Consider the following 26,685-nt stretch of genomic DNA (forward strand, 5'->3'; position numbering starts at 1 on the left):
TCAGTAGCCCTGCGGCCGCGGCCAGTGCATCGTGAACTGGTCGCCGCGCCGGACATACTTGTAACGGTGGAGCACGAACCACGCGGAGGCGCCGATGTAGAAGGTCATCATCGCGACGAGCTGCGTCCCGTAGCCCAGGAAGACGGCGAGATACGTCACGCTGCAGAGGACGAGCAGCAGCACGGCCGGGAGCGGGTGCAGCGGGTGGACGTAGCCCCGCTGGATCGAGCCCAGCGGCCATTTGCGGCGGAACAGGATGATCGACAGCGCCATCAGCGTGTAGCCGAGGAGGCCCGACAGGATCGAGAAGGTGATCGTCTGGTCGAGCGGCGTCGACACGGCGAACAGGATCGCGACGGGCACGAAGAAGACGATCGCGCGGTAGGGGGTGTGATACCGGGGATGCACGGCGCCGAACCAGGCGGGCATGTAGCGGTCGCGGCCCATCGCGAACCACGCCCGCGAGGCGTCGTTGATGCAGCCGTTGGCCGAGGCCACGGTGGCGAACAGGGTGCCGAGGAAGAGGAACACCTCCAGCCAGCGGCTGCCGGTCAGCCGGCCCGCGTCGTAGAGCGGCGTCACCGCCTGCCCGAGATACTCCCAGGGCATCAGGCCGGAGCAGACGTACCACGTGGCGGTCGCGGCGATGAGCAGGGTCATCATGCCGGTCATGGTGCCGAGCGGCAGGGCGCGCGCGGGCGAGCGCACCTCCTCGGCGGCCTGCGTCGTGCCCTCGATGCCGAGGTAGAACCACAGGCCGAAATGCATGGCGGCGAGGATGCCGAGGCTGCCGTAGGGCAGGCCGACGAAGAGCGACTCGTGCTGAAGCACCGCGCCGGGGGCCCAGGGCTGGGTCGCCACGAACAGCACCACGATGGCGGCGAAGGCCGCGGCCGTGATCAGGAGGTTCAGGGTCAGCGAGGCGAGGACGCCGCGGTAATTGAGGAAGGCCAGCGCCACGATGGTGAGGACCATGTAGGCGCGCTTGTCGATCGTCCCCGGGATCCCGAGATTCGTGATGAACGCCTCGAGGAGGTCGCCGGTGACGATAGCGTTCGAGACCTCCAGCATCGTGTAGGCCATCACGAGGTAGAGGCCGACGTTGAAGGCGGCCAGCGGCCCGATGATGTGCTTGGCCTGCGCGTACTGGCCGCCCGCGGCGGCCACCGTCGAGGTGATCTCGGAGTCGATCATTGCGACGCAGGTGTAGAGGATGCCGGCGAGCCAGCAGGCGGTGAGCGCGGCGGTCGGCCCCCCTTCCCCACGGCGAAGTTCCAGCCCATGTACTCGCCGACGAGCACGATGCCGACGCCGAGCGCCCAGACGTGGCCGGGGCCGAGCACGCGGAGCAGCGCGATCTTCTTCTGCGGGGCCGCCTGCACCGCGGCGGGGGCGGCGTCGAGCAGCGGCTCGCCGCCGGGGCGCGCGCCGGGGGACGGCGCCAGCTGAACGTTCTGCATCACGACCTCGCTGCCGTCTCGCCGGTGTCGGAATCGACGATCTCGCCCTCCTCCGAGGAGAGCAGGTAATCCTCGCCGAAAGCCCTGTTGGTTCGCACGAGGTCGAAGCCCATCCAGAGTGCGAGCGCGCAGGCGATCGCCCAGGCGCTCCAGTTCATGATCATGACCATGACCGAGTCCTCGCGGGTTGCAGGTGTCGAAGCGGCGCGCCCGCGCTCGCGGGCGGCCCTGTGAGGCGTCAGGCTTTGCGGGAGGGCGTCGTGCCGTCGCCGAAGCGCTCCGCGATCACGTCGCGGTACTGCCGGTCCGAGTACCGGAACATGAAGACGAAGTACCCGACGATGATCAGGCCCGTGATGGCCACCGCCGTCCAGTTGAACGCGTAGTCGAAGCGCGTGCCGATGATGGCGGCGGCTTTCTCGGGCGCGTAGCCGAGCTTCTCCCACTGGGCCGCCATGGTGGCGTTCTGGCCGAGGCTCTCCCAGGTCGGGTTCGGGAACTCGGTCGTCGTGGTGCCCGCGCCCGCCAGCTTGAACAGCAGCGGCAGGTAGAGCGTGATGAAGACGAGGACGAGCATCAGGAGCGCGTCGAAGATCTGGCCCGCGACCGGCTGGGTCGGCGGCTCGTAGGGCTCGCGGCTCATGGCTGAACTCCCTGCTCGCGGCGCGCCTGACGGAGGCGGTCGAGATAGTAGATGTCTGTGCCGTAGATCGCGGCCCGATCCTCACCGTAGTGCCGGACCATGGCCAGCACCGCCGCGGTGTTGAGGAACACGACGCAGACACCGAGCCCGATCATCAGGCCGGTGATGTCCGAGGCCGCGAAGGCCGGACGCATCATCCAGAACGTGAAGCCGTAGATCAGCCAGACGGCGGCAACCGCGCCGACGGCTGCCATGCAGTCGCGCCGGAACATCCGGCCGACGCGGGGATCCTGGTGCGACATGCACGCGTCCCTCCCAAAGCGCCAGTTCCTTTTAGGAACCAGCCATTCTTGCAGAGAAATATCCTGCCAAGAGGAGCTGCGTGTCAATCGGAAAAGTGTTGTGCGTCGCAGCGAGTGCGAAGTTTTTTGCAAGCCAGCGGGATTAGGCGCGGCGGCGCGGCGAGGATGCGGATGGATCGGGACGCGATCAAGCGCCGCCCGTGCCGCTCATGTCGGCTCGGTCGGCGCGAGGTCGATGGGGCACGGTGCGGCCGCGCCGGTGGGCGTCGATGCGTCGGGCGTCAGCGGGCCGCGACGCACATGGCATACTGCGTCCCGAAGCCCGGCAGGAAGCCGTAGCTGAAGGTGCAGAGCCGGCGCGGGAGCGTGGCAACCCCCGTGTGCTTGCGCGCCGCGCCGAGCGACACGAAGCGCCGATGCGCGGCGGCGACGGCCCGCGCCTGGCGAAGCCGCGCGACGTAGCGGTGCCGCGCCGGCGTGACCTGCTTCTGCCGGCGGGCGGAGCGCAGCATCGCGAGCCGGGCGCGCCGCGCGGCCCGGGCCGCGAGCTGCTTGCGGGTGAGGTGATGGCGGCGCAGCTGCGCGTGGCGGATCCGCTTCACGGGAGCGGCCGCGACGCGCGCCGGACGGGCCGCCTTCGCCGCCGCGACGGTGCCGGTCGCGACCGGTTGCGCGTCGGCGACGCGATCGGCCTTCGGCGCGGCGCGCCCGGGGCCGTCGCCGGCCGCCACATCGGTGACGGCCCTGCTCATCGGGCTGACGCGCAGCTCCGCCGACGATACCGCCGGCTCGGAGGGCGGCAGCCGCCGGGCGAGGACCGCGCTCGGATTGACCGTGACGGACCGGACCGGGGGGACCGAGGTCCCGCAGCCCGCGCAGATCGAGCTCGTGATGCGCTTCCAGCTCCGCTCCGACTCGTCGAGCTTCTTCTGGGCCCGGCGCTGATAGGCCGAGACCGTCTCCATGTTCGGTATGGATTCCGGCATCGCCGTCAGGTCGAGCGGCGCCGAGCGCCGGGTCTCGGGCGCCGGATCGACCTTCGCCTGCGACGGCGCTCCGGGCAGCGGATCGAGGTTGAGGCGGGCCCGGTACTCCGCCAGGAGGTCGGCGGTGGATTTGGGGACGTCCTCGGCCCGGACGCTCGTCGCCGGACCCGCGAACGGGACCAGGAGGCCGGCCGACAGAAGTGCCCGGACGATCATGCGCATGAGGCCTCCCGACAGGTGCGGAGCGGGCCGGCATCGATCGTGGCCCAGCTCAGGAATCTTTACCGCAAGTTGAGAACGGCCACGACGCGATCATCCGAGCTACCCCTTTGGGAGGATGCGGGGGCGTCGTCGCGGGCCGCAGGCTGGCATGCCAGCCATCACCTCAGCCGATGACTCGACCGCAAAGCTGCGCGAGCCATGCATGACACCCATACCTCGGCGGCAGTGAAACGGCGGCCCAACGCAGCGCGGGAGATGCTATCCCTGCTTTGCTGACGCGCGCCCGCTCCCGGTCGAGGAGCGGAGGGCCGCGGAGGCTCCGGATACGCGAGGTCCCGCAAGGGTTTGCTCGGCGCGCCCGCACGCGCCGGCCCGTCCGCGCGTGCCGGTTCGAGGGTCGCGAATTCCGGGAGCCGCACGTCCGATGGATCGGTCTTCTTCCCCCAAGCGCTCGTCGTCCCCGAAGCGCTCCTCCGCCGCGGGCGGCTGGGGTGCCCTCAAGAGCTGCGGCCGGCATCTCCTCGGCAGCCGCGCGCCGCTCTCCGGCGCCCGCGCCCTGCTGAGCGCCAACCAGCCGGACGGGTTCGACTGCCCCGGCTGCGCCTGGGGCGACCCGGAGCACGGCTCCTCCTTCGAGTTCTGCGAGAACGGCGTGAAAGCCGTCTCCTGGGAAGCCACCGACAAGCGCACGCCGCCGGCCTTCTTCGCCCGCCACACCGTCACGGAGCTGCGTGGCTGGACCGATTACGCGCTGGAGGGCGAGGGCCGCCTCACCCACCCGATGCGCTACGACGCGGTCAGCGACCGCTACCGGCCGGTGGCGTGGGAGGAGGCCTTCGCCGAGATCGGCGCGACCCTGCGGGGGCTCGACCATCCGGACCAGGCCGAGTTCTACACCTCGGGCCGCGCCTCGAACGAGGCGGCCTACCTGTATCAGCTCTTCGCCCGCCACTACGGCACCAACAACTTCCCCGATTGTTCGAACATGTGCCACGAGGCGAGCGGCATCGCTCTCCAGGCGGCCATCGGCGTCGGCAAGGGCACGGTGCTGCTGGAGGATTTCGAGAAGGCCGACGCTATCTTCGTGGTCGGGCAGAACCCGGGCACCAACCATCCGCGGATGCTCGGCGACCTGCGCCGCGCCGCCGAGCGGGGTGCCCGCGTCGTCGTACTGAACCCGGTGCGCGAGCGGGGGCTCGAGCGCTTCGCCGACCCGCAGAACACCGTGGAGATGTTGCGCGGCGCGAGCCGGCCGATCGCGAGCCACTACCTGCAGCCCCGTCTCGGCGGCGACATGGCCGTCTTCCGCGGCATCGCCAAGGTGGTCCTCGCGCGGGACGAGGCCGAGATCGCGGCGGGCCGCCCGTCGCTCCTCGACCACGCCTTCCTCGGCCAGCACACCTCCGCCTTCGAGGCGTACCGGGATGCCGTCGCGGCGACCGCCTGGGCGGCGATCCTCGACCAGTCGGGCCTGACGCGGGACGAGATCGAGGCGGCGGCCGAGGTCTATCTCGGAGCCGACCGGGTCATCGCCACCTGGGCGATGGGCGTGACGCAGCACCGCCACTCCGTCGCGACGATCCGCGAGATCGCCAACGTGATGTTCCTGCGTGGGCATATCGGGCGCCCCGGCACCGGCCTCTGCCCCGTGCGCGGCCACTCGAACGTCCAGGGCGACCGCACGGTCGGCATCAACGAGCGGCCGCCCTCCGCCCTCCTCGATGCGCTGGAGGCCCGCTCCGGGTTCGCGGCGCCCCGCCGGGACGGCCACAACGTGCTCGCGGCGATCCGGGCGATGCTCGACGGCTCGGCCAAGGCCTTCATCGGGCTGGGCGGCAACTTCGCCCGCGCCACGCCGGACAGTGCCGTGGTGGCGCGGGCGCTCGCCGGGTGCCGCCTGACCGTCCACATCGCGACCAAGCTCAACCACTCGCACCTGCTGCCGGGGCAGATCGCCTACATCCTGCCCTGCCTCGGCCGCACCGAGATCGACCGCAACAGCCGCGGCAGGACCCAGATCGTGACCGTCGAGGATTCGATGAGCATGGTCCACGGCTCGGGCGGCATCAACAGGCCGGCCTCGCCGGAGCTGCGCTCGGAGATCGGCATCATCGCCGGGATGGCGGCCGCCACGGTGGGTTCCGAGCGGGTCGAATGGGCGGCGCTCGCCGACGATTACGACCGGATCCGCGACCTCATCGCCGACACGATCCCGGGCTTCGCGCGCTTCAACGAGCGCGTGCGGCGCCCGCGCGGCTTCAGGCTGCGCAACCTCGCGGCCGAGCGGGTCTTCGACACGCCGGGCGCGCGGGCGTCGTTCTCGGCCGATCCGCTGCCGCAGGAGACCGAGCACCAGCGCGCGGGCGCGACGGACGACACCTTCGTGCTCCAGACCTTCCGCTCGCACCACCAGTACAACACCACGATCTACGGCCTCGACGACCGCTACCGGGGCGTCTACGGCGAGCGCCAGGTGGTCTTCGCCCATCCGGACGATCTCGCCGCCCTCACCGCCCGCGCCGGCGAGCGGGTCGATCTCGTCTGCGCGCACGCGGACGGGATCGAGCGGGTGGCCGAGGATTTCCGCCTCGTGCCCTTCGACATGCCGCGGGGGAGCCTGGCCGGCTACTATCCCGAGCTCAACGTGCTGGTGCCCCTGTCGAGCTTCGGCGAGCACTCGGACACGCCGACCTCGAAATCGGTGCTGGTGCGGGTCCGCCCGCGGGCGAGGGCCGCATGAGCGCCCCGCCCGCCGACGCCGAGACCTTCCTCGCGCAGACGTTCCTGGCCGAGACCGACCGGATCGCCGACCTGCGGCCCGACCTCGCGCGTCTCGAGGCCGGGATCCTGGCGGGGCTCCGGCTCGGCCTCGCGGCCGACAGCCGGACCTTCGCGCGGATCTTCGGGGTGGCGCACGCGCTCGTCCTGCGGGCGCTGGCGACGCTCGCCGGGCCGGCGGCCCTGCTGGCGCTCGCGGGCCGCGACGCGCGCACGCAACGCACGCGCTACGGCCTCAGCGCGGCCGGCGAGGCGCTGCTCGGGGGCCCCCCGGCCTGAGAGGCGAACGGACACGGCCAGACCCGCGTGATAGCCCGCAGACGCAGTATCATCCGCTCAGATCGCGCCACGCATGCAGGACGGGCCAATCGGCGCCACGCGACAGGGGAGCGTTTGGGCGCGTGCGCTCACGCGCAGGACTCCGATCCCGCGCGACGTGAAGGTTCAGGTCAAGCGCGCTCTGACGCGAGGTTTGAAATTTAATCCCGACGCCAGTCCACTTTTCGATCACGATTTGGTGCTACCTCACAATAGACGATCGTGAGCGGGATGATACTGCACAGTCGAGAAACGAACATTTCACCCGCGTCACCTTGCCACAGCAACGATATTGGATAATTTATGATCATACTGTGCCCGCAAATACCAGATCGTCGGGCCACGCTGAGCATATTTTATGATAAATTCAGATCTGGATCGGCCTGATCATTGCATTCGGATCGTGCGCGGACAAGAGGCCGCAAATCTGCTGCGCGACAGCTGCTTTCAGGAAGAATGGGATGCGCTTGCCGATGCATGTCCCTGGGCAACGGCGTGCCAATCCTATAACTATATCAGCACGTGGTTTGAGATTTATTCCAACTGTTTCGAGCCTCTTTTCGTCCTCCATGAGACTGGGGAAGGTCGTCTCGCCGGACTATTGGCGCTGGCGATATCCAGCGATGGAAAGTCTCTTGTGCATGCGGGAGCTTGCCAAGCCGAATATCAGGTATGGCTCGCACGACCATCCAGTTCGGACACTTTTATTCTCGGGGCACTCTCCATCCTACGAGAACAGTTTCCGGGCAAGTACATCCGCCTGCAATACGTCCCCGATCGCACACCGATGAGCTGGATTTCGCATGCACGAACCAGAGGGGTGAGCACCAAGCGAACGGTCGTCAAGCGCCCCTTGCTCGAGACTGTGACAGAGAGCCAGATCAACGCATCGCTTCGAAAAAAAAGCAATAGAAGTCGCATCAACCGCCTTAAGAAGATCGCGGAACTCAAATTTACTCGGATATCGAAGCGTCAGGATCTGGAGCCATTCATAGGCTCCATTGCTGATTTCTGCGATCTTCGGCAAGGCGCCATCAATCGGACATTTCCCTTTCGAGACGATCCTCATAAGAAGGAGTTCTGGCTTGGCCTCTTGGAAAAGACCGGGCTGATTCACGCATCCGCCTTGATGCTCGGCGATGCTCCCATTGCAGTACACATCGGACCGATCAGCCGTTCGAGTGTATCTCTCGGGATCATTTGTCACTCGCCATTTTTTTCTGAGCACTCACCCGGCAAGTTGCTAATCTTGTATCTCGCGAAGCAGCTAGCACAAGAAAACTTCTCTTACTTCGACCTTACCGCTGGCGGGGATGAATATAAGAGCCGTTTCGCCTCCCGGTTCGATGAAGCGTCCATACTTGAAATATCTTTCGACGGCTTCGATTACTATCTCGGCGTCATGCGGCACGGCCTCCTGGGCTCAGCCAAGCATATGTTGGGACCGGTCGCCACCTCCAGAGCGAAGGCGCTGCGACGACGTTTCAGCCTGTCTGCAAATCTGTTCCACTTAGCTTCCTCGAAGAAGAAAATCATTTATCACAGCAGGGACACACCTCCGCTCCCTCCGATCTCGGTACCCACGGTCTCCTTGAGAGTGAATTGCCTGAGCGATCTTCTTCTTCCGAAAGTGCGTTATTCGCGCCGTGAGATGGAGTGTGAGTTTTTAGCTGAGGCTCTCCGTCTTCTTGAGGCCGGTGCGCGCATGTACACTTACGCGAACCGCGGCATTCTGCTTCACTGCTCGTGGGTTGCCAGCGACAGATCGGCCCCTCCCGGCATGATGCGGGGCCGCGGCCAGGCTTGGCATTTTTGGGAGACCTACAATGTGACCGAGGCGTTGGCTCCGAACGTCCGCGTGCTGTCCCTGTCACAGAGACTCCACGACGCGAAGCAGTTCGCGTCTTCACAGGATGTGTTCGTACATCTTGAGAGGCGCGACGATGGAGCGGCCAGATTCCTGGAGCAGTACGGCTTCATCCATGTCGACCGTGCGAATGGATGACGTCGAGCGGCCATCTCTCGAAAGATGTGGCCTCATCTGGGGCCACAGGATGTCACCGATTTCAGGCCCACAATCGATCTGAGCCTGCTCGGGTGTGACAGTCACGACCGGCCATGCTGTCAACGCGCGTCTCGAGTCGATCAGTGCGCGTGGCAGGCCGGATACCGAAGTCAGCCGTTCGGCTTTGTGCCCGTCCCGGCCGCTCGGTGGCGGTCGCCGGCATCTTCCGAAGCGGACATCGGCTCGTGCCGGCTCAAGGGTCCTGTTCCCGCCCGATCCGGACATTCAGACAATCGAGCTGATCGACGGTGAAAACCCTATCCCCCGTGCGCGTCCGGGTCGCGCCACGAGCGCTCGAACGGCAGGCGCCAGGCGTGGGGCGCCACGAGTTGATGGATCGATTTCGGCCCCCAGGAGCCCGGCTCGTAGAGGCGCACCGGCGGCGGCGCTTCGAGGAGCGGCGTCGAGACCTCCCACAGGCGCTCAATGCCGTCGGCGGTGGTGAACAGCGTGTGGTCGCCCCGCATCGCGTCGAGGATCAGTCGCTCGTAGGCTTCCAGCACCTCGCCGAGCATCCCGGTGTCGCGCATGGCGAATTGCAGGCTCAGCTTGTCGAGCCGCATGCCGGGGCCGGGGCGCTTGCCGTAGAAGGAGAGCGACATCTTGGTCGCGTCCGCGAGGTCGAAGGTGAGGTGGTCGGGCCCCTGCGCGCCGACGCCGGAGCCCACCGGGAACATGCTCTTCGGCGGCTCGCGGAAGGCGATCGAGATGATGCGCTGACCCTCCGCGAGGCGCTTGCCGGTGCGCAGGAAGAACGGCACCCCGGCCCAGCGCCAATTGTCGATCGCGCATTTGAGCGCGATGAAGGTCTCGGTGTCCGATTCCGGATCGACGCCCTCCTCCGCGCGGTAGCCGTTGTACTGCCCGCGCACGACGTCGCGCGGCTCGATCGGCACCATGCTGCGGAAGACCTTGTTCTTCTCCTCGCTGATCGGCAGCGGCTCGAGCGAGGTCGGCGGCTCCATCGCCATGAAGCCGAGGATCTGGAACAAGTGGGTCACCACCATGTCGCGATAGGCCCCCGTCGCCTCGTAGAAGGCGCCGCGCTGCCCGAGCCCGAGGGTCTCGGGCACGTCGATCTGCACGTGGTCGATGAAGTTGCGGTTCCAGATCGGCTCGAACAGGCCGTTGGCGAAGCGGAACGCGAGGATGTTCTGCGCCGGCTCCTTGCCGAGAAAGTGATCGATCCGGAAGATCTGGTCCTCGGGGAAGACCTCGTGGAGCTTCCGGTTGAGGAGGCGCGCGCTCTCGAGGTCCGTCCCGAACGGCTTCTCCATGATGATCCGCGAGCGCGCGACGAGGTCGGCCTCGCCGAGGAGGCGCACGACCGGGAGGGCGGCCGCGGGCGGGACGCTGAGGTAGTGCAGGCGCCGGCTCTCGGCGCCGATCGCGGCTTCCGCCCGCTCGACCGCGTCCTTGAGCGCCGGGGCGCCGCCGGAGAGCGGCACGTAGTCGAGCATCTCCGCGAAGGCGGCGAAGGCCGCCTCGTCGACGGGACGGACGAAGAAGAGGTCGACAGCCTCCCGGGCGAGGCGCCGGAACGCGGCCGCGTCGAGATCGTCGAGGGAGACGCCGACGATCCGGCACGCGGGAATGAAGCCCGCGCTGCAGAGATGGAACAGCCCCGGCAGGAGCTTGCGCCGCGACAGGTCGCCGGTGGCGCCGACGAGGACCACCACCTGCGGGAATTTCGGCCCGACCCCGGGAGGAATCTTTCGCACGGGCATCCCCTCCGCCGCTGTGAACGGGCAAGCAACCGGAGTGCCACGCCAAAGCGGCGGAAATGGGAATATGGTCTGGCGGGAGGGCGGGGTCCGCACCGGCTCCCGCCCTCCGCCGGCTACCCGATCAGGAAGTCGCTCGCGTCGATCTGCGCCCGCGTGACGCCAGTCAGCACGATGACGTCGTCCACGCTGCCCACGACGTGATGCAACTCGACACCGCCGTTCACCGCGCGCACGTTGCTGGCGACGGCGAGGTAGGCGTTGAGTTCGCCGCCCGTGTGCAGGAAGGCGCTGACGTCGACCCGGTCCTGCCCGTTGCGGAAATCCGTCACCGTGTCCCGCCCGGTCCCGATCTCGAAAGCGAAGACGTCGTTGCCGTTGCCGCCGGTCAGCGTGTCGTTGCCCGCCCCGCCGGCCAGGATATCGTTGCCCTCCCCGCCGCGCAGCGTGTCGCTGCCGCCGAGGCCGAACAGCCTGTCGTTGCCGAGGTCCCCGTCGAGTGTGTTGTTCTGGGCGTTGCCGCGCAACTCGTTGGCGAGCGCGTTGCCCTGGCCGGTCTGGGCAGAGCCCGTCAGGATCAGGTTCTCGACGTTGCTGGTGAGCCGGTAGTTCACGGAGGCGAGCACGGTGTCGATCCCGCCCGCGGCGTTCGCGTTCGTCTCGGTGACGACGTCGCCGGTGTTGTCGACGACGTAGGTGTCGTTGCCGTTGCCGCCGGTCATGGCGTCGCGGTCGCCCCCGCCGTCGAGGACGTTGTCGCCGGCATTGCCGATGAGCACGTTCTGGCCGCCATTGCCGGTGGCGTCGATGTTGGCGGTCCCCGTCAGCGTCACGTTCTCGACGTTCGGCAGGGCGGCGATGCTGAAGCTGATCGACGACTCGACCGTGTCGGTGCCGCCGTTCGCCCCCTCTATGACCACGTCGCCGACATTGTCGACCACGAAGGTGTCGTTGCCGGCGCCCCCGTCCATCCGGTCGGCGCCCAGGCCGCCGTCGAGCCGGTCGGTGCCGGCCTCGCCGAACAGCTGGTCGTCGCCGGCCTGCCCGTTGAGCACGTCGTTGCCGCCGCCCGCGCGGATCGTGTCCTCTTCGGAGGTGCCCGGGAAAGTCTCGTTCGCCGCCGTGCCGGTGAAGCTGCCCGAGACGTTGCCGACCGCGATGTTGCCGAAGGTCTGGGTCAGGGTGTGGCCGGCCCCGTCGCGGACCGTGACGTCGACGCTCAGGCTGCGCGGGCCGGTCTCGTAGTCGATCAGGGCGCCGGCCTTCACCTGAAGCTCGTTGCCGACGATCTGGAACAGGGCCGCGTTGGCCCCGCCGACCGCGTAGACGAGGCTGTCCCCGACATCCGGATCGTTCGTCGCGAGCTTGGCGACGAGGGTGCCGCCGGCTGCATTCTCCAAGACCGTCAGGGCGCCGTTCGTGCCGGTGCCGGTGGCGGTGACGATCGTCGGCGCCTCGTTCACGTCGCCGACCGCGAGGTTGAGCGTCGCGGTCGCCGTGGTGCCGTCGGCGGTGCGGGCCTGGATCACCAGGCTGTAGGTCCGGGCCGTCTCGTAATCGAGGGCCTTGCCGGGTGCCACGACGAGGGTGCCGTTCTCGATCGCGAAGAGGCCGCCCGGATTGCTCACGAGGCTGAGGATGGGGGTGCCGGTCGTGAAGCCGCTGGGGGTGAGCGTGGTGATGGTGGCGTGCTCGGCATTCTCCAGGACGCTCGGGCTGCTCGTGCCGAAGGCGATCTTCGGCGTGCCGGTGCCTCCGCCGCCTGTATTCGTGTTGAAGAGCTGCTGCACCGTGAAGTCGCCGTCCGTGAAGCGGAAATGCTCCACGTTCGAGACCGTGTCCCTGCCGTCCGCGAGCCCGTCGCCGCGGGCGCCCTTGACGATGACGGTGCCGCCCGCATCCTGGGTGATGTCGTAGTCGGCGCGCCTGCCGCTGAAGACGGCCGTGTCGTCGCCGAGGCGGCCGTCGAGGATGTCGTCGCCGCCCCGGCCCTCGAGCAGGTTGGCGCCGTTCGTGCCGCGGATCTCGTCCGCCGCCTCGCCGCCCACCGCGTTCTCGACGTTGTGAAGGGTGTCCTCGACCTGGAAGGCCGCGTTCGTCGCCCCGGTGTTCGGGTCGCGGTTCGAGCGCGTGGTACCGTCCGCGGGCGTCGGGCCACCGAGGAGGTCGATCAGGAAGCGCGCCACCTCGCCGCGATACGAGACCGTGTCGCTGCCCCCATTCCCGTCGAGGTCGTCGATCCCGAACCCGCCGATGAGGAGGTCGTCCCCGTCCCCGCCCGAGAGCGTGTCGTTCTCGCTGCCGCCGATCAGGATGTCGTCGCCGGTGTCCCCGAACAGGAGGTCGTTCTCGCTGCCGCCGAGGATCAGGTCGTTGCCGCCCGCGCCGTGCAGCTCGTCGGCGAGCGCGCGCCCGTCGATGATGTCGTCGCCCGCCGTGCCGCTGATCACATCGCGCGGGGCGCCCTCGCGGGGCCCGATGATCAGGTTGCCGGGCTGTCGGGTGTCGAGGATCTGCCCGACGATGTCCTGCTCGGTGGCGCCGGCCGCGGCGGCGCCCTCGGCCGCCACGATCTGGCGCCCGTCCTCCAGTCCCGCGACCGAGAAGGAGAAGCTCGGGTCGACGCCCGGGACGCCGAGGGTTGTGGAGCCGTCCGGGAAGGCGTCGAAGGTGGCGCCGAGATGGATGCCGGCCGCGTCGTAGACCTGGCCCTTCACCTGATGGGCGGTCGCGTCGTACCAGTAGATCGCGAAGCCCTGCTCGGCGGCGGTGGGCACCACCTGGAAGGTCGCGCCCGCGGGCAGGCCCGTCAACGCCAGCGGCGCGTCGAGGCTGCCGAGCGGGTCGCCGGTGGCATTGTGGATCGTCGCCGTGACGAGCCCGCCCGCGCCCTGCTTGACCAGGATGAAGGTGAAGCCGACGCCGACGATCGCCTGGGCGACCGCCGCCCCGTCGCCCCCCGGGGCGACCGGGCGAGGACCGGGTCGGCGCCCGTGCCGATCCGCGCGGGATCGAGGATCGCGTACTGGGCGCGGCCCTGATCGTCGATCCAGCTCGTCACGAGCTGGCCGTCATGCAGCATCGCGGTCGAGGCGCCCGTGCCGAGGCCGAGATCGACCGAGCTGCCGAGGCTGCCCGCGGGCAGGACCTCCGGGCCCGCAGTGCCGGTCTGCAGCACGAAGCGGTCGACGTAGATCCGTCCGCCCTGGCCGTAGGCGACGTTGAAGCCGAACTCGGCGGTCTTGTTGTTGACGTCGAGGAGTTCGTAGCCCGCGACCGACGCGCCGGTCTGCGCGCCAGTACCATGGTCCTGCACCGCGATCTCGCCGAGATTGCCGCTGAGCGCCGAGACGAAGCCGACCTTGATCCGGCTCGTCGCGCCGGCGCCTGCCGCCTCCTCCCAGGCTGCCGCCACGCCGAGGTCGCCCGCCACGCTCGCCGCCACGTGGGCGATCAGGCCGTTGCCGTCACCGACCTCGTGGCGGATGACGCCCGCCGCGCCCGCGCCGATGCCGAAGGCGGCGTCGGGGTCGCCGAGCGAGGTGTAGGCCTTCAGGTAGAGGTGGCTGCGGGCGGAAGCACCCTCGTCCTCCACCCACAGGAAGGCGTAATTGTCCTGCATCGCGACCGCGACCGGATCGTGCTGCAGACCGGCCCTCGGATTGGCGATGGCGCCGCCGCCCGGCGCGCGCAGGGCGCCGTCGTTGACGATGAAGTCGCCCGTGTCGGCGCGCGGGCCCCAGGGCCGGACCGCGTAGGTGCCGTCCGGCGTCGGCGGCGCGAAGGCGTTCGGCGCGAGCGGCAGGAAGTCCGTCACCGCGACGGTGGCGTCGGCGAATTTCAGGTGCTCGAAATCCTTGACGACGTCGCGCCCGTCCGGGCCCGCATTGGTGGCGGGGTCGCGCGGGTTGCGCATGTCCTTGACGGTGAGGCTGCCGTCGCCGTTCAGGGTCACCGAGTACTGAGCGCGGTTGCCGGAATAGACCGCCACGTCGTCGTCGCTGCCGTGGCCGGGCGTATCGCTGAGGCGCTCCCGCCCGCCGTCGAGATGGTCGTTGCCGGCCCCGCCGATAACGGTGTCGCTGCCCATCCCGGCCTGGATCGTGTCGTCGAGGCCCTGTCCGTTGATGAAGTCGTCGTTGACGGTGCCGACGATGAGGTCGCGGCGTCCTTGCGTCGTCCCGTCCGGCCGCACGAGGTCGCCGAAGATCTCCTGCGGTCCCTCGCGGGTATCGATGATCTGGACCTTGATGTCGCTGTCGTTGGCCGAGACCTCGTTCCAGACGACGACGGCGCGGTCGCTGACGAGGCCCGCGATGCCGTGGCCCTTCTCGGTCTGCCCCGTCGCGGTGTCGAGGGTGACGGCGTGGCCGAAGCCGTTGGCGCCGCCGTCGAAGTTGAGCGCCTTGATCGCGGTCTCACCGTTCTCGATGACGCTGTAGGTGACGACGCCGCCGTCGTTGTCCTCGCCGAGGCCGACCACGTTGAACTCGCCCGTGAAGCCCGCGCCGCCGGAGACCGACGCCTTGCCGAGCCGGCCCACCTCGACGATCTCGCCCGCCACGAAGGTGCCGGGCGCGCCGCCGAGGACGAAGGTCTGGCCGAGGACGGCGAGATCGCCGTTGCCGGGATCGGAGACCCAGAACAGGCCGAAATTGCCGGCGCCGAGCGCGACCGCGTGGGCAAGCTGCCCGTTCGCCACGGCGACCCCGTCCGGGAGGGCGAGGCCCTCGATGAAGGCGCCGGTCTGGTCGAGGACGCGCACGCGCAGGCGGTCCTGCCCCGTGCCGTCGCGCTCGATCCAGGAGATGATGCTCTCGCCGTCATGAGCGACCGCGACGCTCGGGTCGCGCCCGAGCGCACCGCTCGTCAGCTCGAAGACGGCGTTGTTCGGGCTCGCGCCGGCGCTCCCTTCCACAATCGTCGCGTCGGCCTGCCCGTCGAGGCCCGCGGCCTTCGGCTCCTGGAAGGAGGCGCCGTCGGCGCTCGCCTGCACCTCGTAGCGCTGGAAGTAGACGTGGCCGGCCGTCCCGTTGCCGGCCGCGTTCGCGCCGGCGCGGTCGGTCTCGACCCAGAGCATGTTGAAGCCGGTGCGCACGTCGAGCGGCTTGCCGGCGGCGTCGAGGGTGACGACTTTCTCGTAGCCCGCCATCGCGACGCTGTGCTGGTCGATCACCTGACCGGCCGCGGCGTTGCCGCCGAGGCCGAGCTTGACCTCGTTGCCGATGATGCTCTCCGGGCCGAGGAAGCGGGCGGCGAGGCGCACGCCCTCCGCCGTCGCCTCGCCCCAGACCGCCTCGTAGCCGTCGCCCCAGCCGACGAGCGCGACGCCAGTACCCGCGCTGATGGTGCCGGCGCCGTCGTCGAGACGCATCGGCAGGGGAAGGAAAGCGTCCGGCGTCCCGTCGTGGTTGTAGAGCTGGAGCCGCACCTGCGTGGCCGCACCCGTACCGGCGAGAGAGGCGACGCCGAACACCTCGCCGAAATTGTCTGCGATGGCCGGCCGGCTCTGGGCGCCCGTCGCCGGGTCGACTTGGAAGCCGTTCAGGTCGGCGTTGGTGTTGCCCCAGCGCGAGGGGGAATCCGACCGCGGCTGGACCTCTGTCGCGAGGTCGAGGACCGTCTGCTGGCTGCGATCGAGGGTGCCGTCCGCCTTCACGTGCACGTTGAAGGCGATGTGTTCCACGTCCCAGAGCGTGTCCGGCCCCTCGGTGCCGCCGTTATGCGCGACGCTGACCGAGCCGTCGGCGTTCTTCTTGACGCTGTAGGCGCTCTGCAGGCCGGTGTACCAGACCGTGTCGCCCTTCGAGCCGTTGGCGCCGCCGTGGATGGCGTCGCTGCCGACGCTGCCCTCGATGAGGTCGTCGCCGGAGCCGGCCCAGACGGTGTCGGCGGCGAGTCCCGGGCGGAGGTCGTCGTCGAAGCTCGTGCCGATCATCGTGTCGACCTTGGCGTCGATGCGCCCGTCCGCGCGGTGGCGGTCGCCCTCCTGAAAGAAAGGCGGTCCCTGATAGTCGCGGGTGTCGAGGAATTGCGCGGTCACGTCGCCGTTGCTGCCGACGATGACGGCGCGGTCGCCGGCGACGCCCGTCGAGGCGAAACCGTCCGGGCTGGTGACGCCCTGAAAGACCGTCGCGGCGGCGGTGTGGGTGCCGTCCGTCGCGAAGGCGACCGAGACCACGTCGGTGGTGCTGTCGGCGTTCGTCACCGCGTAGGTGAGGACGAGTTGCGAGGTGCCCTCGCCGAGGCCGGCGATGCTGAAGGTCCCGCCGAAGCCGGCGGGCAGGTCGTAGCGGATCTCGCGGGCCGCATCGACGGTCCACGCGTTGGCGTTGACGCCCGCCGCGAAGACCTGCGCGACGACCGAGCTGACCCCGCCCACATTCTCGATCCAAGCGATCACGAAATCGGTCGTGCCCGCGATGTTCGCGATCACGAGGCCGCTCGCCGCGCTGGCGGTCCCGAGCATGGCGTCGCCGAGGGCGGCCATCCCCGCCGCGTCGGAGGCGAGCGTCCCACCGGCGCCCGCCGCGTTCGGGTTGAAGCGGATGTCGTTCTGCGAGCCGTCGGCGTCGAAGATCGTGAAGCGCACGTGGTTCGCGGAATCGATCCAGGCGATCACGCTCTCGCCGTCGTGGAGCGTGGTCATGGCGACATTGCGCCCGCTGGCGGCCAGCGTCTGGACCGCGTCCCCGTCCGCGCCACCCACCAGCCCGTCGAGGCCCGCGGCCTTCGGGCTCACGCCGTCCGGGCTCGTCGGGTCGATGGCGTAGCGCTGGAACTTCACCGCCCCGTAGCGGGCATCCGCACCAGCCGGCAGGGTCTTCGGCGTCGCGATCCAGGCGACGTTGAAGCCGGTCGATAGGATGGTCTTGGCGTCGACCGTCTTGTTGGCGGTCTCGAGGGCGTTCTGGAACCCGCCGACGACGGCCCCGTGGTCGTCGTCCTCGGCCGTGCCAAGGGTCAGCTCGCCGGGCACGAGCCCGACCGCGCCGACGAAGCGGACCTTCACGTCGGCGGCTTCGCCCACGGCCGAGCGCGATTCGTAGGCGACGGCGAACCCGTCGCCCGCGCCCGCCACGCTCGGTCGCGACACGATGCCCGGCCCGGTGCTGACCTTCAGGAGACCCTGGTCGAACAGGCCGCCCCCGGCGTTGAGCGCCTTCAGCCAGATGCTCGTGGCGCCGTCGGCCTCGGTCGATCGGTAGGCGACCGCGAAGAAATCGCCCGCGTTGTCCGCGGCGGAGACTTGGTCCTCGACGGCCGATGCCTGGGCCACCTTGAAGCCGTTGAGTTGATCCGTGAGCGTGTTGCCCCAGCGCGTCAGTGTAACCATGACCAGCGGCCTCCGGCGTCGATGCGCCTCGTCCGGCGGACGGGCCGTTCGCCCATTCCACCGGCCCCCTCCCGAACACGACAGTATTCGTAACGATCAGATACAATTTTTCTGCTGATCAATTCAGGTCGAAAAGTCCGACATATACGGGACTAAGGTCGGATGTTTTTTCAGACCAAAGTCCGATCCTCGATCTGTGTTGATTTCGTGCGGGATGGGACGAAGGCGCGGCCGCGAACCGGCCCGGGCCGGACCCGGAGCCGGCGGCAGGCGGCAGGCGGCGCCATGTCTTGAGCGAAGACCTGAGCCGAGCGCCGCGCCCTCGCCTCCCGCTTCCTCCGGACCTATGTCCCGGCCTGCTTGTTGCAGCGCAGCGTCTTAGTGAGCAGGTGCAGCACAGCTCGGCTGGGCCGGCGAGGCCCCGCACCGGGCACCCGCAGGATCGGAGCGAGACAGCGCAGTGAGCGACCGAGCGATCACGAACGAGCCCCTGCCCCGCCGCACCGTGCCTCCGGCGAGCGCCGCGGCTTCGGAGAGCCACCCGACCCTCGTCCTGCTGGCGCTGGCCATGGGCGGCTTCGCGATCGGCACGACGGAATTTGCCGCGATGAGCCTCCTGCCGGATTTCGCTCCGGACCTCCGGATCGACGAGCCGACCGCGGGCCACGTCATCAGCGCCTACGCGCTCGGTGTGGTGGTCGGTGCCCCCGTGATCGCGGTTCTGGCCGCGCGCATCGCGCGGCGCACGCTCCTCGTTTGCCTCATGGTCCTGTTCGCCCTCGGCAACGGCCTCTCGGCCCTGGCGCCGAACTACGGCACGATGCTGATCGTCCGCTTCCTCGCCGGCCTGCCGCATGGCGCCTATTTCGGCGTGGCGGCGCTGGTGGCCGCCTCGCTCGTCCCGCGCGAGCGGCGGAGCCAAGCGGTCTCCCGCGTCATCGCCGGCCTCACCGTCGCGACGGTCGTCGGCGTGCCGCTCGCCAACGCCATCGGCCAGCTCGCCGGCTGGCGCTGGAGCTTCGGCCTCGTGGCGCTGCTCGCGCTCCTCACCGCGATCCTGGTGCGCCTGTTCGCGCCGCTCGGAGCCCCCGCTCCGGGCGCCAGCGCCCTGCGGGAACTCGGGGCGCTCCGGCGCGGGCAGGTCTGGCTGACGCTCGCGACCGGGGCGATCGGCTTCGGCGGCCTGTTCTCCGTCTACACCTACCTCGCCTCCACCATGCTCACCGTCACGCACGCCTCGCCCGCCGCGATCCCGGGCATGCTCGCCGTGTTCGGCCTCGGCCTCACGGCGGGCAACCTCGCCTGCGCCTGGGCGGCCGACCGGGCCCTGATGCCGGCGGCGGGGCTCACCCTCGTCTGGAGCGCGGCGGCTTTGGCCCTCTACCCCTTCGCGGTCGGGAGCCTCTGGACGCTCGCCCCCGTCGTCTTCCTGATCGGCTGCGGCGGCGGCCTCGCCACCATTCTGCAGACGCGGCTGATGGATGTGGCGGAGGACGCGCAGACGCTCGCGGCCGCCCTCAACCACTCGGCCTTCAACCTCGCGAACGCCCTCGGCCCGTGGCTCGCCGGCCTCGCCATCGCTCACGGGCTCGGCCTGCCCGCGACCGGCTTCGTCGGCGTCGCCCTGGCGCTCGGCGGGCTCGCGGTCTGGGCCGTCTCGCTCGTGGCCGACCGCGCCGATCCGCGCCCCTGCGAGCAGCCCGGCTAAAGGGCGGATCAGCGTGAAGTGAGCCGGCGACCCGTTGCCGTCCGGCGCGATCCCCCTAGCCTCTCAGGGACAGGCGGGCTTTCGCCATGCGGGTCCGTCGAGCCCAGGAGGGATCGCCCCATGAGGTACTTACTTGCCGGATCGCTGATCATGATCGGCCTGTGCGGTGCACCGCCGTCACGCGCGCAATCGATCGACATCGGTCCCGGCGGCCCGAGCATCGACCTTCGCAGCCGCCGCGAGCGCGAGCGCGATCTCGACCGCGAGGAGGCTCGCCGCGAGATGCGGCGCGAGCAGCGGCGGCGCGACATCGAGGATGACGACGACGATGACCGGCCGCGCCGCCGGTACTGAGCCGGCGGCCGCCTGCCCCGCCAGGGGCCGGGTCGCGGGGCCCGGCCTCGGCGGATCAGCCCGGATTGCCGACGCGGCGTGAGATCTGCCGGACGGGCGAAGCGGGAGGCGTCACGGCCTCACGGCGCACCCGTCGCGCCTTTTCGGGCGATGAGCAGCTGCTGGACGCCGTTCGCGACCGCGATCACCCGGACCTGCGTGAAGCCGAGCCCGTGGGCGAGGGCGACGAGGTACGCCTCGTCATACGCGACCGCCGCCTCGGGATTCTCCAGCGTCTCCACATGGGCCTGCCCGATCCGGTGCCGGAAGGTGTGCCGGTCCCCGAAGGAACTGGGCGGGTGGTCCATGCTGAACACGAACATCGCCATCACGCCGCCCGGCTTCAGCACGCGAAAGGCTTCCCGCGTGTAGTTCTCGACCTCCGGCTGGAGCAGGTGCGTGTAGAGCGAGGTCGAGAAGACGAGATCGGCCGAGGCGTCCGCGATCGGCAGGTCGAAGCCGCCGCTGCGCGCCGTCGCGTTCCGGTAGGTCGCGCTCTCATGCGTCGAATTGATGAAGGTGAAGCGCTCGGCGTCGAAATTCGCCCGGCACCAGGCGAGCATCTCCTCGTCGATGTCGATGCCGTGGTAATGGCCCTGGAAGCGCTCGCCGCTGAAGGCGTAGTCGCGGATGTGATGGGCGAACCGGCCGCAGCCGCAGCCGATGTCCACGATCACCGAGGCCGGCGAGATGAAGCCGTTCGCCAGCATGTAGAGCCAGAAGTTCTTGCCGGCCGTCAGGTAGCCGATCTGGTTGGCGAAGACGCTGTTCCCGACGCCGACGCGGATGCGCATGTAGTTCGGCGGGATCTTGCGCAGATCAGGAAAAATCAGCGCCGGGATGATGTCCATCAAACCGGATGCGAACTTGAAGAAGGGGTTGTAGGTCAACGTCGCTGCCGAGGGGACGACCCTGCGCAGATGTCGGTTGAACCCCATTCCGTCCTCCGCGGCTGCCACGATACGCTCCGGCGGCATCGTCGGCCGCCTTCCGCGAAGCATCATCTGCGCCAGGACTTCGTCGCGCGTTCGGGCGTCCCGAACCGGGCGGAGCCTATCCTTCCGCCGGGTCGGCCCCGGCCGCGACGCGGTCGCGGAACGCGCGGGAGGCCAGAACGGCGTGCACCGCGCGGAGTTCCGCCGCGCGCTCCGGCCCGAAGGCCGCCTCGAAGCGCTCCTGCACGCCGCGCCACAGGGCCGTGGTTTCGCCGAGCTTCGCGCGCCCGAGATCGGTCAGGATCACCCGCCGGGCCCGCCGGTCCCGCGCGTCCGGGACGAGGCGGAGATAGCCGTCCCGCGTCAGCGGCTTCAGGGTGTGCCCGAGGCCCGACAGATCCATCACGAGGGCGTCGGCGAGTTCGCCCATCGTCGGCGTGCCCATCCGGGCGACATTCGCCAGGAGGCCGTGCTGCGTGGCCCGCAGGCCGGCCGGCGCCAGGGCCTCGTCGTAGATCTGGCCGAGGCTGCGCATCGCCTGCCGGAGCAGCGCATTGCTGCACAGGCTCGGATCCATCGCGTCCCCGTTCGCCGATCGCACCACCGTCACGCTCCCGCGCGGATGGCGCGCGGCCACCCGGTCCCTGATCATATCCGATGACGGAACGGGCGGGTGCCGAAATCGGTCCGCACAGGCCCGGACCGCGGACCCCGAGGGGCCGGGATGCGGTGCCCACGCCACGCTTCCTCGCTTCATCATGAATGGGTGAACGCCCCGCCCGCGCGATCCGAAGCCTGGAATCCGCCGCCAGGTGATTCGCGGCCGAGCTGCGCCCGGCCCCCTGCGCGCGCTGGCGAAGACTCTCTTCGGTCAGGCTGACGGCACACGAAGAGCAGTCTTCACAAGTACGCTTGTGCACCGAAACAGCATCACTCAGCAGAGGGGTACTAGCCTGTTCTAATCACAAAAAATTATTGCAAAACTGTTGGGATTGCCCCAGCAGTTCGAACGTGCAGTGCTTCAGCGCCCGAGGCACTACAGAGAAACAGATAAACGGAAGATGGGCGCACCGAGTACTTACGTAGGAACCGCAATTCGGTTGAGATCCATGAGCCCGCACATCGTCAAGATCTTTTCAGACTTTATCGAATGTCTGCGCGTCGCAAGGGGTCTCTTCCTGCAGAAGATCACTCCTCACGGGCATGTGAGGAGTTTTGTCACCGTCCCAGTGCGCCGGACGGCGAAAATCCGCCGCCCCGCCGCGCGCCGGCCCGTGTCCGACTGACGTCCTTATCCGGCGTCTGGTCTTCGCAGCGTCCGAACTGATCGGTGATCTTCGCGGGGCACGCCACTCAGCGGCGCGGCTCCGACCAAACAGGGGGCCCAAGGTGAACGAGATCCGTGCCGTCGTCATCGATAGCGATCCGCTGTTCCGCACCGGCGTCGCCTACACCCTGAACGGCGAGGCCGACATCGCGGTCGTCGGAGAGGGCGCGTCGGCGTCCGACGCGTTCCGCCTCGCGGCCGACCTGAAGCCGAGCGTCATCGTCCTCGACATCGGGATACTCGGCGGCGGCGCGGAGGCGGTCGAGACCCTCGTCGCCCATTGCGCCGACGTGAAGATCCTGATGCTGACGAGCATCGTGGACGACCAGCAGGTCTGCGCCGCGATGCAGGGCGGCGCCTGGGGCTACGTACTCAAGGGCGTCAGCGGCCCGGAACTGGTGCAATCCGTGCGGGTGATTCACCGTGGCGAGCGCTACGTCACGCCGGCGCTGGCCGCCCGCCTCTTCGCCAAGCCGCGGAACCCGGCCCCGAGGCCCGAGCAGACCCTGTTCTCGAGCCTGACCGGCCGCGAGGAGCAGATCCTGACGCTGCTGGCGGAGGGGCTGAGCAACAAGGAGATCGGCGGGCGCCTCGAGATCAGCGAGAAGACGGTCAAGCATTACCTGACCATCATCCTCGACAAGCTCAACGTCCGGAACCGCGTGCAGGCCGCCCTCTTGGCCTACAACCGCTCGAACCTCGTCGGCCACTGAGCGCGCGCGCCGAACGCTCGCGCACCGGGCCCCGCACCTCCGCCGCCCCGCGCGGCGGGGTGCGGGGCCCGCGCGATTCCGGGCCCCGGCGCCCGATCAGACCAAGGTCGGAACCGGATTAGGACCTAGGCCCCGCAGAGCGCTGGTCCTTGGTTGGTATTCAGGCGGCCTCGACTGTCTAGGATCCGAACATCGCAGTTCTTTGGGAACGGCTGCCATGTTTCTGGACCGCAAAACGACCTCTCGGATCCGTATGCAGGAGGCCGAGCGCGCCCGCGAGAACCGGCTGGAGATCGTCAAGGCGCACTCGCATGGCGAGATCACCAAGCGCGACATGTTCCGCTGGGGTCTCTACGGCGCGAGCGGCCTGATCGCGGCCAAGCACGGGCTCAGCCCCTTCGTGCGCAGCGCCTACGCGGCCGTGCCGACGGGGACCCCGGCGAGCCCGCTCTTCGGCGCCCAGAAATTCCACGAGCCCCTGAACCGCGCGGTGGTGCAGCCGCGCATCCCGCTCGTGGCCGCGGCTGGCAGCGACGACGTGATCTGGCTCGACGCGAATGGCCGGCCCTACGCGAACGAGTTGCCGGGCCGGCGCCTGTCCTACCACGACGAGTGGAGCAAGAAGGGCGCGAACTGGCAGCGCCTCTCGAACCCGCTGACCGGCCGCGGCCCCTGCGAGGGCCGCCCGCCGGGCGAGTTCTTCGCCCACCAGCGCTGGTCGAAGGATCCGACGAGCTCGAACCGCGACCTGTTCCCGAAGGTCGGCTACATCATGTCCCTCGGGCAGTGCCAGTCGAGCACCAAGTATTGCAACGAGATGCCGGCGCAGAACGCCAACGCGATGTGGTCGTTCGGGCCGCGCCAGCCGGGCTGGCGGGGGTCGAACGCGGGCTCGCGTCTCGGCTACGGCGCGCCCTGCCTGATCAAGGCGCGCTACGGCGAGCCGATGCTCACCCGCATCTACAACGACCTCCCGGTCGACCGCACCCAGAACGGCGGCTTCGGCCGCAACGAGATCTCGACCCATTTCCACAACGCGCATAACGGCGCGGAGAGCGACGGCGCCTGCAACGCCTACCACTTCCCCGGCACGTTCTACGATTACCACTGGGGCACCACCCTGGCGCGGCGGGACATGCCGAGTATCCGCGCCTTCAACGACCCGCTCTACCAGAAGAAGGCCTCGGGCCCGACCGACGACGGCGGCCTGATGATGGTCGAGGGCGATTACCGCGAATTGCAGGGCACCCTGTGGTTCCACGACCACCGGTTCTTCTTCACGGCCGAGAACGTGCACAAGGGCAATTTCGCCCTCTGCAATTACTACAGCGGGCCGGACCGGGCCAGCACCGGCATCAGGGACGGCGTGAACCTGCTGCTGCCGAGTGGTGATTCGCTGCCCTGGGGCAACCAGGATTTCGACGTGAACCTCGCCGTCTCCAACCCGGCCTTCGACAAGGACGGCCAGCTCTTCTTCGACATCTTCGACACGGACGGCTTCCTCGGCGACATTCTGGCCGTCAACGGCAGCTACTACCCCTACATGGAGGTGCTGCCGCGCCGGTACCGCTTCCGCATCCTCAACGCGTCGATGTCGCGCTTCATCAAGCTCGCCGTCGCCGTCAACAATGCCCGCTCCTACTCGTCGGGCACGACGGTGCCGATCTGGTTCATCGCCAACGACGGCAACCTCGTCGTCAACCCCATCCAGATCACGGAACTGGACGAGCAGGGCGTCGCCGAGCGCTACGACATCGTCATCGACTTCTCGGCCTTCGCCGACGGTGACAGCATCTACCTAGTCAACCTGCTGCAGCAGACGGCGGGCATGAAGCCGGACGGCGCAGTCTCCATGTCGAACGCCCTGAAGGGGGTGGCCGCCGACCCGTGCGTCGGCCCGATCATGGAGTTCCGGGTCCGCAAGGGCGGTATCAAGAGCGTCGACGACCCGAGCCGGACCTACCAGGGCACCGAGATCGACGGCAGCGCCGATTTCACGAATGCGGACTGGAAGAGCGGGCTGAAGACCCTGACCACCCAGATTCCCGTCGTCGCCCCCGTGCGCGAGCGCGTCATCGAGTTCAACCGCGCCGGCGGCGGCGATTCCCGCGACCCGAAGACCGGCCAGTGCATTCCCGAATGCGGGGACATCGAGTCCTTCCCCTGGGCGGTCCGCATCAATGGGCAGGCCGCGCACTCGCTGAACGCAAACCGCATCGGCGCCCTGGTGCCGAAGCCCGGCGAGGTCGAGTACTGGACCCTCGTCAACGGCGGCACCGGCTGGGACCACCCGATCCACCTCCATTTCGAGGAGGGCATCACCCTCGACCGCGGCGGCGCCTCGATCGGCCCGATGGAGAAGCTCGTGCGCAAGGACGTCTGGCGCCTGCGCCCCGGCGGCACCGTACGCTTCCAGGTCCGCTTCGGCGAGTTCGGCGGCTCCTACGTGAACCATTGCCACAACACGGTCCACGAGGATTTCGCGATGCTGCTGCGCTACCAGCTCCTGACCCCGGCGCCAAACGATCCGGATTACGTGAAGACGGGCAGCCGGCCGCACTGGCAGATCTCGAACACGCCGATCCCCTCGCCCGACGGCGTCACCTTCCGCGTGCCGGAGGTGCTGCCCGAGGCCCAGCCGACCTTCAAGCCGCCGGGCCGCGCCTGACGCGACGCGGGCGGCCGACACCCCGGCCGCTCTCCTCCAGCGAGAGAGCCAATCCCATGTTCCGGATTCTGACGCGCGCCTCGCTGATCGCGGGCGCGGCCCTGACCCTGCTCGCGGGGAGCCCGTCGCTTGCGGGCACGCGCTGGGGGAGGGCTACCTGCCGGACGTGGCGCTCACCGACCAGGACGGGCAGAGCCGCCGCTTCTACTCCGACGTGCTGAAAGGCCGGATCGCCGTCATCGCCTTCATCTACACGAGCTGCCGCGACATCTGCCCCGTCGTCACCGCCCGCCTCACCCAGGTCCAGGACAAGCTCGCACACGACAAGCTCGCACACGACAAGCTCGCACACGACAAGGGCGCCCAGGACAAGGGCGCGGAGGCGGCCGAGCCCGTCTTCGTGGCCATCAGCATCGATCCCCTCACCGACACCCCCGCCCGCCTCAAGGCCTACGCCGACGCCTTCGGCGCCGGGCCCGGATGGACCTTCCTCACCGGCCAGCCCGAGGCCATCGCGCTGGTGCGCCACAAGCTCGGCGAGCGCAGCCAGAAGCTGGTCGAGCACAGCCGCACCCTGCTGCTCTACAACGACGCCACCGGCGAGTGGGCCCGCGACTCCGCCTTCGGCGACCTCACCGTGCTCGCCGCCACCATCCGCGCCATGAACCCCGCCTTCAGCGCCGGCCGCACCGGCGGGGCCGCAATCGGCGAGGCGAGCCTGGCCACCGACCTGCCCGGCCAGAGCCTGTTCCTGAAGACCTGCGCGGCCTGCCACACGATCGGCCAGGGCGCCCGCGTCGGGCCGGACCTGGCCGGCATCGGCGCCCGGCGCTCCCGCGACTGGCTCACCGCCTACATCACCGACCCGCAGCGGCTGCGCGCGGCGGGCGACGCGGCCGCCCTCGATCTCGCCCGGGCCTTCCCGTCCGTGCGCATGCCCAACCTCGCGCTCTCGGAGGCCGACGCCGCCGACGTGCTCGCCTATCTCGAGGCCCGCACCTACGCCGCCCAGGAGGCGGAGAAGGACGCCGAGAAGGACGCCGCCCGCGAGGCGAGCGCCGGGGACCACCATCACCACCATCATCACCACCACTGAGGCGGCAGGCC

General features: G+C 69.2%; 18 protein-coding genes and 1 pseudogene. 9 read left to right on the forward strand and 10 right to left on the reverse strand.

Annotation, left to right across the window (positions count from 1 at the left end):
• The 5 genes and pseudogenes from DK389_RS06215 to DK389_RS06230 all read right to left on the reverse strand — a co-directional run bounded on the left by DK389_RS06215 (position 1) and on the right by DK389_RS06230 (position 3,613).
• Positions 1-1,460, reverse strand: a pseudogene (locus tag DK389_RS06215) (APC family permease).
• The gene (locus DK389_RS33340; protein ID WP_194075165.1) at positions 1,460-1,630 is read right to left on the reverse strand and encodes a hypothetical protein; all 171 of its coding nucleotides are present in this window, start codon (positions 1,628-1,630) and stop codon (positions 1,460-1,462) included. Before DK389_RS33340 ends, DK389_RS06215 begins: the two are co-directional and overlap by 1 nt.
• 68 nt (positions 1,631-1,698) lie before the next feature.
• Positions 1,699-2,103 carry a hypothetical protein gene (locus DK389_RS06220; protein ID WP_109888141.1) on the reverse strand — a complete coding sequence of 135 codons (405 nt, stop codon included), beginning with the start codon at positions 2,101-2,103 and terminating at the stop codon, positions 1,699-1,701.
• A complete protein-coding gene (locus tag DK389_RS06225) occupies positions 2,100-2,405 on the reverse strand; it encodes a hypothetical protein (protein ID WP_109888143.1) in 306 nt (101 codons plus the stop codon). Before DK389_RS06225 ends, DK389_RS06220 begins: the two co-directional genes overlap by 4 nt.
• Positions 2,406-2,686: 281 nt before the next feature.
• Positions 2,687-3,613: a hypothetical protein gene (locus DK389_RS06230; RefSeq protein WP_109888145.1), complete on the reverse strand. Its 927-nt coding sequence runs from the start codon at positions 3,611-3,613 to the stop codon at positions 2,687-2,689.
• 424 nt (positions 3,614-4,037) lie between these two features.
• On the opposite strand from DK389_RS06230, the gene DK389_RS06235 reads away from it, so the two are divergent.
• The 3 genes from DK389_RS06235 (at position 4,038) to DK389_RS06245 (ending at position 8,714) form a co-directional block, all read left to right on the forward strand.
• Positions 4,038-6,353, forward strand: coding sequence for an FdhF/YdeP family oxidoreductase (locus DK389_RS06235; protein ID WP_109888146.1), 2,316 nt, complete (start codon positions 4,038-4,040; stop codon positions 6,351-6,353).
• Positions 6,350-6,670 carry a hypothetical protein gene (locus DK389_RS06240; protein WP_109888148.1) on the forward strand — a complete coding sequence of 107 codons (321 nt, stop codon included), beginning with the start codon at positions 6,350-6,352 and terminating at the stop codon, positions 6,668-6,670. The genes DK389_RS06235 and DK389_RS06240 overlap by 4 nt, the downstream gene beginning before the upstream one ends.
• Positions 6,671-7,112: 442 nt before the next feature.
• Positions 7,113-8,714: a GNAT family N-acetyltransferase gene (locus DK389_RS06245; protein WP_162560527.1), complete on the forward strand. Its 1,602-nt coding sequence runs from the start codon at positions 7,113-7,115 to the stop codon at positions 8,712-8,714.
• A 317-nt stretch (positions 8,715-9,031) separates the two neighbouring features.
• Here DK389_RS06245 and zwf read toward each other — a convergent pair whose 3' ends face one another.
• From zwf to DK389_RS32105, 3 genes are all read right to left on the reverse strand, one after another.
• On the reverse strand, positions 9,032-10,495 hold the full coding sequence (gene zwf, locus DK389_RS06250; RefSeq protein WP_236960665.1) for a glucose-6-phosphate dehydrogenase: 1,464 nt from the start codon (positions 10,493-10,495) through the stop codon (positions 9,032-9,034).
• A gap of 119 nt (positions 10,496-10,614) precedes the next feature.
• Complete coding sequence (locus DK389_RS06255) at positions 10,615-13,311, reverse strand: calcium-binding protein (RefSeq protein WP_109888153.1); 2,697 nt, start codon at positions 13,309-13,311, stop codon at positions 10,615-10,617.
• Complete coding sequence (locus tag DK389_RS32105; RefSeq protein ID WP_162560528.1) at positions 13,308-17,834, reverse strand: hypothetical protein; 4,527 nt, start codon at positions 17,832-17,834, stop codon at positions 13,308-13,310. The genes DK389_RS06255 and DK389_RS32105 overlap by 4 nt, the downstream gene beginning before the upstream one ends.
• Before the next feature lie 490 nt (positions 17,835-18,324).
• Between DK389_RS32105 and DK389_RS06265 the strand changes: the two genes are divergently transcribed.
• Together DK389_RS06265 and DK389_RS06270 are read left to right on the forward strand one after the other, a co-directional pair.
• Positions 18,325-19,542, forward strand: a complete 1,218-nt coding sequence (locus DK389_RS06265; protein ID WP_418292045.1) for an MFS transporter — start codon at positions 18,325-18,327, stop codon at positions 19,540-19,542.
• A gap of 120 nt (positions 19,543-19,662) precedes the next feature.
• Positions 19,663-19,896, forward strand: coding sequence for a hypothetical protein (locus DK389_RS06270; protein WP_109888155.1), 234 nt, complete (start codon positions 19,663-19,665; stop codon positions 19,894-19,896).
• A gap of 119 nt (positions 19,897-20,015) precedes the next feature.
• On the opposite strand, the gene DK389_RS06275 is transcribed toward DK389_RS06270, so the two are convergent.
• Positions 20,016-20,873, reverse strand: coding sequence for a class I SAM-dependent methyltransferase (locus DK389_RS06275; protein ID WP_194075166.1), 858 nt, complete (start codon positions 20,871-20,873; stop codon positions 20,016-20,018).
• A gap of 115 nt (positions 20,874-20,988) precedes the next feature.
• On the reverse strand, positions 20,989-21,474 hold the full coding sequence (locus tag DK389_RS06280) for a MarR family winged helix-turn-helix transcriptional regulator (RefSeq protein WP_236960668.1): 486 nt from the start codon (positions 21,472-21,474) through the stop codon (positions 20,989-20,991).
• A gap of 505 nt (positions 21,475-21,979) precedes the next feature.
• Here DK389_RS06280 and DK389_RS32110 point away from each other — a divergent pair.
• The 4 genes from DK389_RS32110 to DK389_RS06295 all read left to right on the forward strand — a co-directional run bounded on the left by DK389_RS32110 (position 21,980) and on the right by DK389_RS06295 (position 26,674).
• Positions 21,980-22,156, forward strand: coding sequence for a hypothetical protein (locus tag DK389_RS32110; protein ID WP_162560529.1), 177 nt, complete (start codon positions 21,980-21,982; stop codon positions 22,154-22,156).
• A 103-nt stretch (positions 22,157-22,259) separates the two neighbouring features.
• Positions 22,260-22,910, forward strand: coding sequence for a LuxR C-terminal-related transcriptional regulator (locus tag DK389_RS06285; RefSeq protein WP_109888157.1), 651 nt, complete (start codon positions 22,260-22,262; stop codon positions 22,908-22,910).
• Positions 22,911-23,127: 217 nt separating this feature from the next.
• A complete protein-coding gene (locus tag DK389_RS06290; protein WP_109888159.1) occupies positions 23,128-25,578 on the forward strand; it encodes a multicopper oxidase domain-containing protein in 2,451 nt (816 codons plus the stop codon).
• A 166-nt stretch (positions 25,579-25,744) separates the two neighbouring features.
• Positions 25,745-26,674, forward strand: a complete 930-nt coding sequence (locus tag DK389_RS06295; RefSeq protein ID WP_109888161.1) for an SCO family protein — start codon at positions 25,745-25,747, stop codon at positions 26,672-26,674.
• Positions 26,675-26,685: the final 11 nt, after the last annotated feature.

Origin of the sequence: Methylobacterium durans, assembly GCF_003173715.1 — a bacterium.
Taxonomy (GTDB): Bacteria; Pseudomonadota; Alphaproteobacteria; order Rhizobiales; family Beijerinckiaceae; genus Methylobacterium; species Methylobacterium durans.

Bases quoted from the DNA above. Each gene is read 5' to 3' on its own strand.
- DK389_RS06240 (WP_109888148.1), top strand. From the start codon at position 6,350: ATGAGCGCCCCGCCCGCCGACGCCGAGACCTTCCTCGCGCAGACGTTC.
- DK389_RS06220 (WP_109888141.1), bottom strand. From the start codon at position 2,103: ATGAGCCGCGAGCCCTACGAGCCGCCGACCCAGCCGGTCGCGGGCCAG.
- DK389_RS06270 (WP_109888155.1), top strand. From the start codon at position 19,663: ATGAGGTACTTACTTGCCGGATCGCTGATCATGATCGGCCTGTGCGGT.
- DK389_RS32105 (WP_162560528.1), bottom strand. From the start codon at position 17,834: ATGGTTACACTGACGCGCTGGGGCAACACGCTCACGGATCAACTCAAC.
- DK389_RS32110 (WP_162560529.1), top strand. From the start codon at position 21,980: ATGAGCCCGCACATCGTCAAGATCTTTTCAGACTTTATCGAATGTCTG.
- DK389_RS06225 (WP_109888143.1), bottom strand. From the start codon at position 2,405: ATGTCGCACCAGGATCCCCGCGTCGGCCGGATGTTCCGGCGCGACTGC.
- DK389_RS06290 (WP_109888159.1), top strand. From the start codon at position 23,128: ATGTTTCTGGACCGCAAAACGACCTCTCGGATCCGTATGCAGGAGGCC.
- DK389_RS06230 (WP_109888145.1), bottom strand. From the start codon at position 3,613: ATGCGCATGATCGTCCGGGCACTTCTGTCGGCCGGCCTCCTGGTCCCG.
- DK389_RS06235 (WP_109888146.1), top strand. From the start codon at position 4,038: ATGGATCGGTCTTCTTCCCCCAAGCGCTCGTCGTCCCCGAAGCGCTCC.
- DK389_RS33340 (WP_194075165.1), bottom strand. From the start codon at position 1,630: ATGGTCATGATCATGAACTGGAGCGCCTGGGCGATCGCCTGCGCGCTC.
- DK389_RS06275 (WP_194075166.1), bottom strand. From the start codon at position 20,873: ATGGGGTTCAACCGACATCTGCGCAGGGTCGTCCCCTCGGCAGCGACG.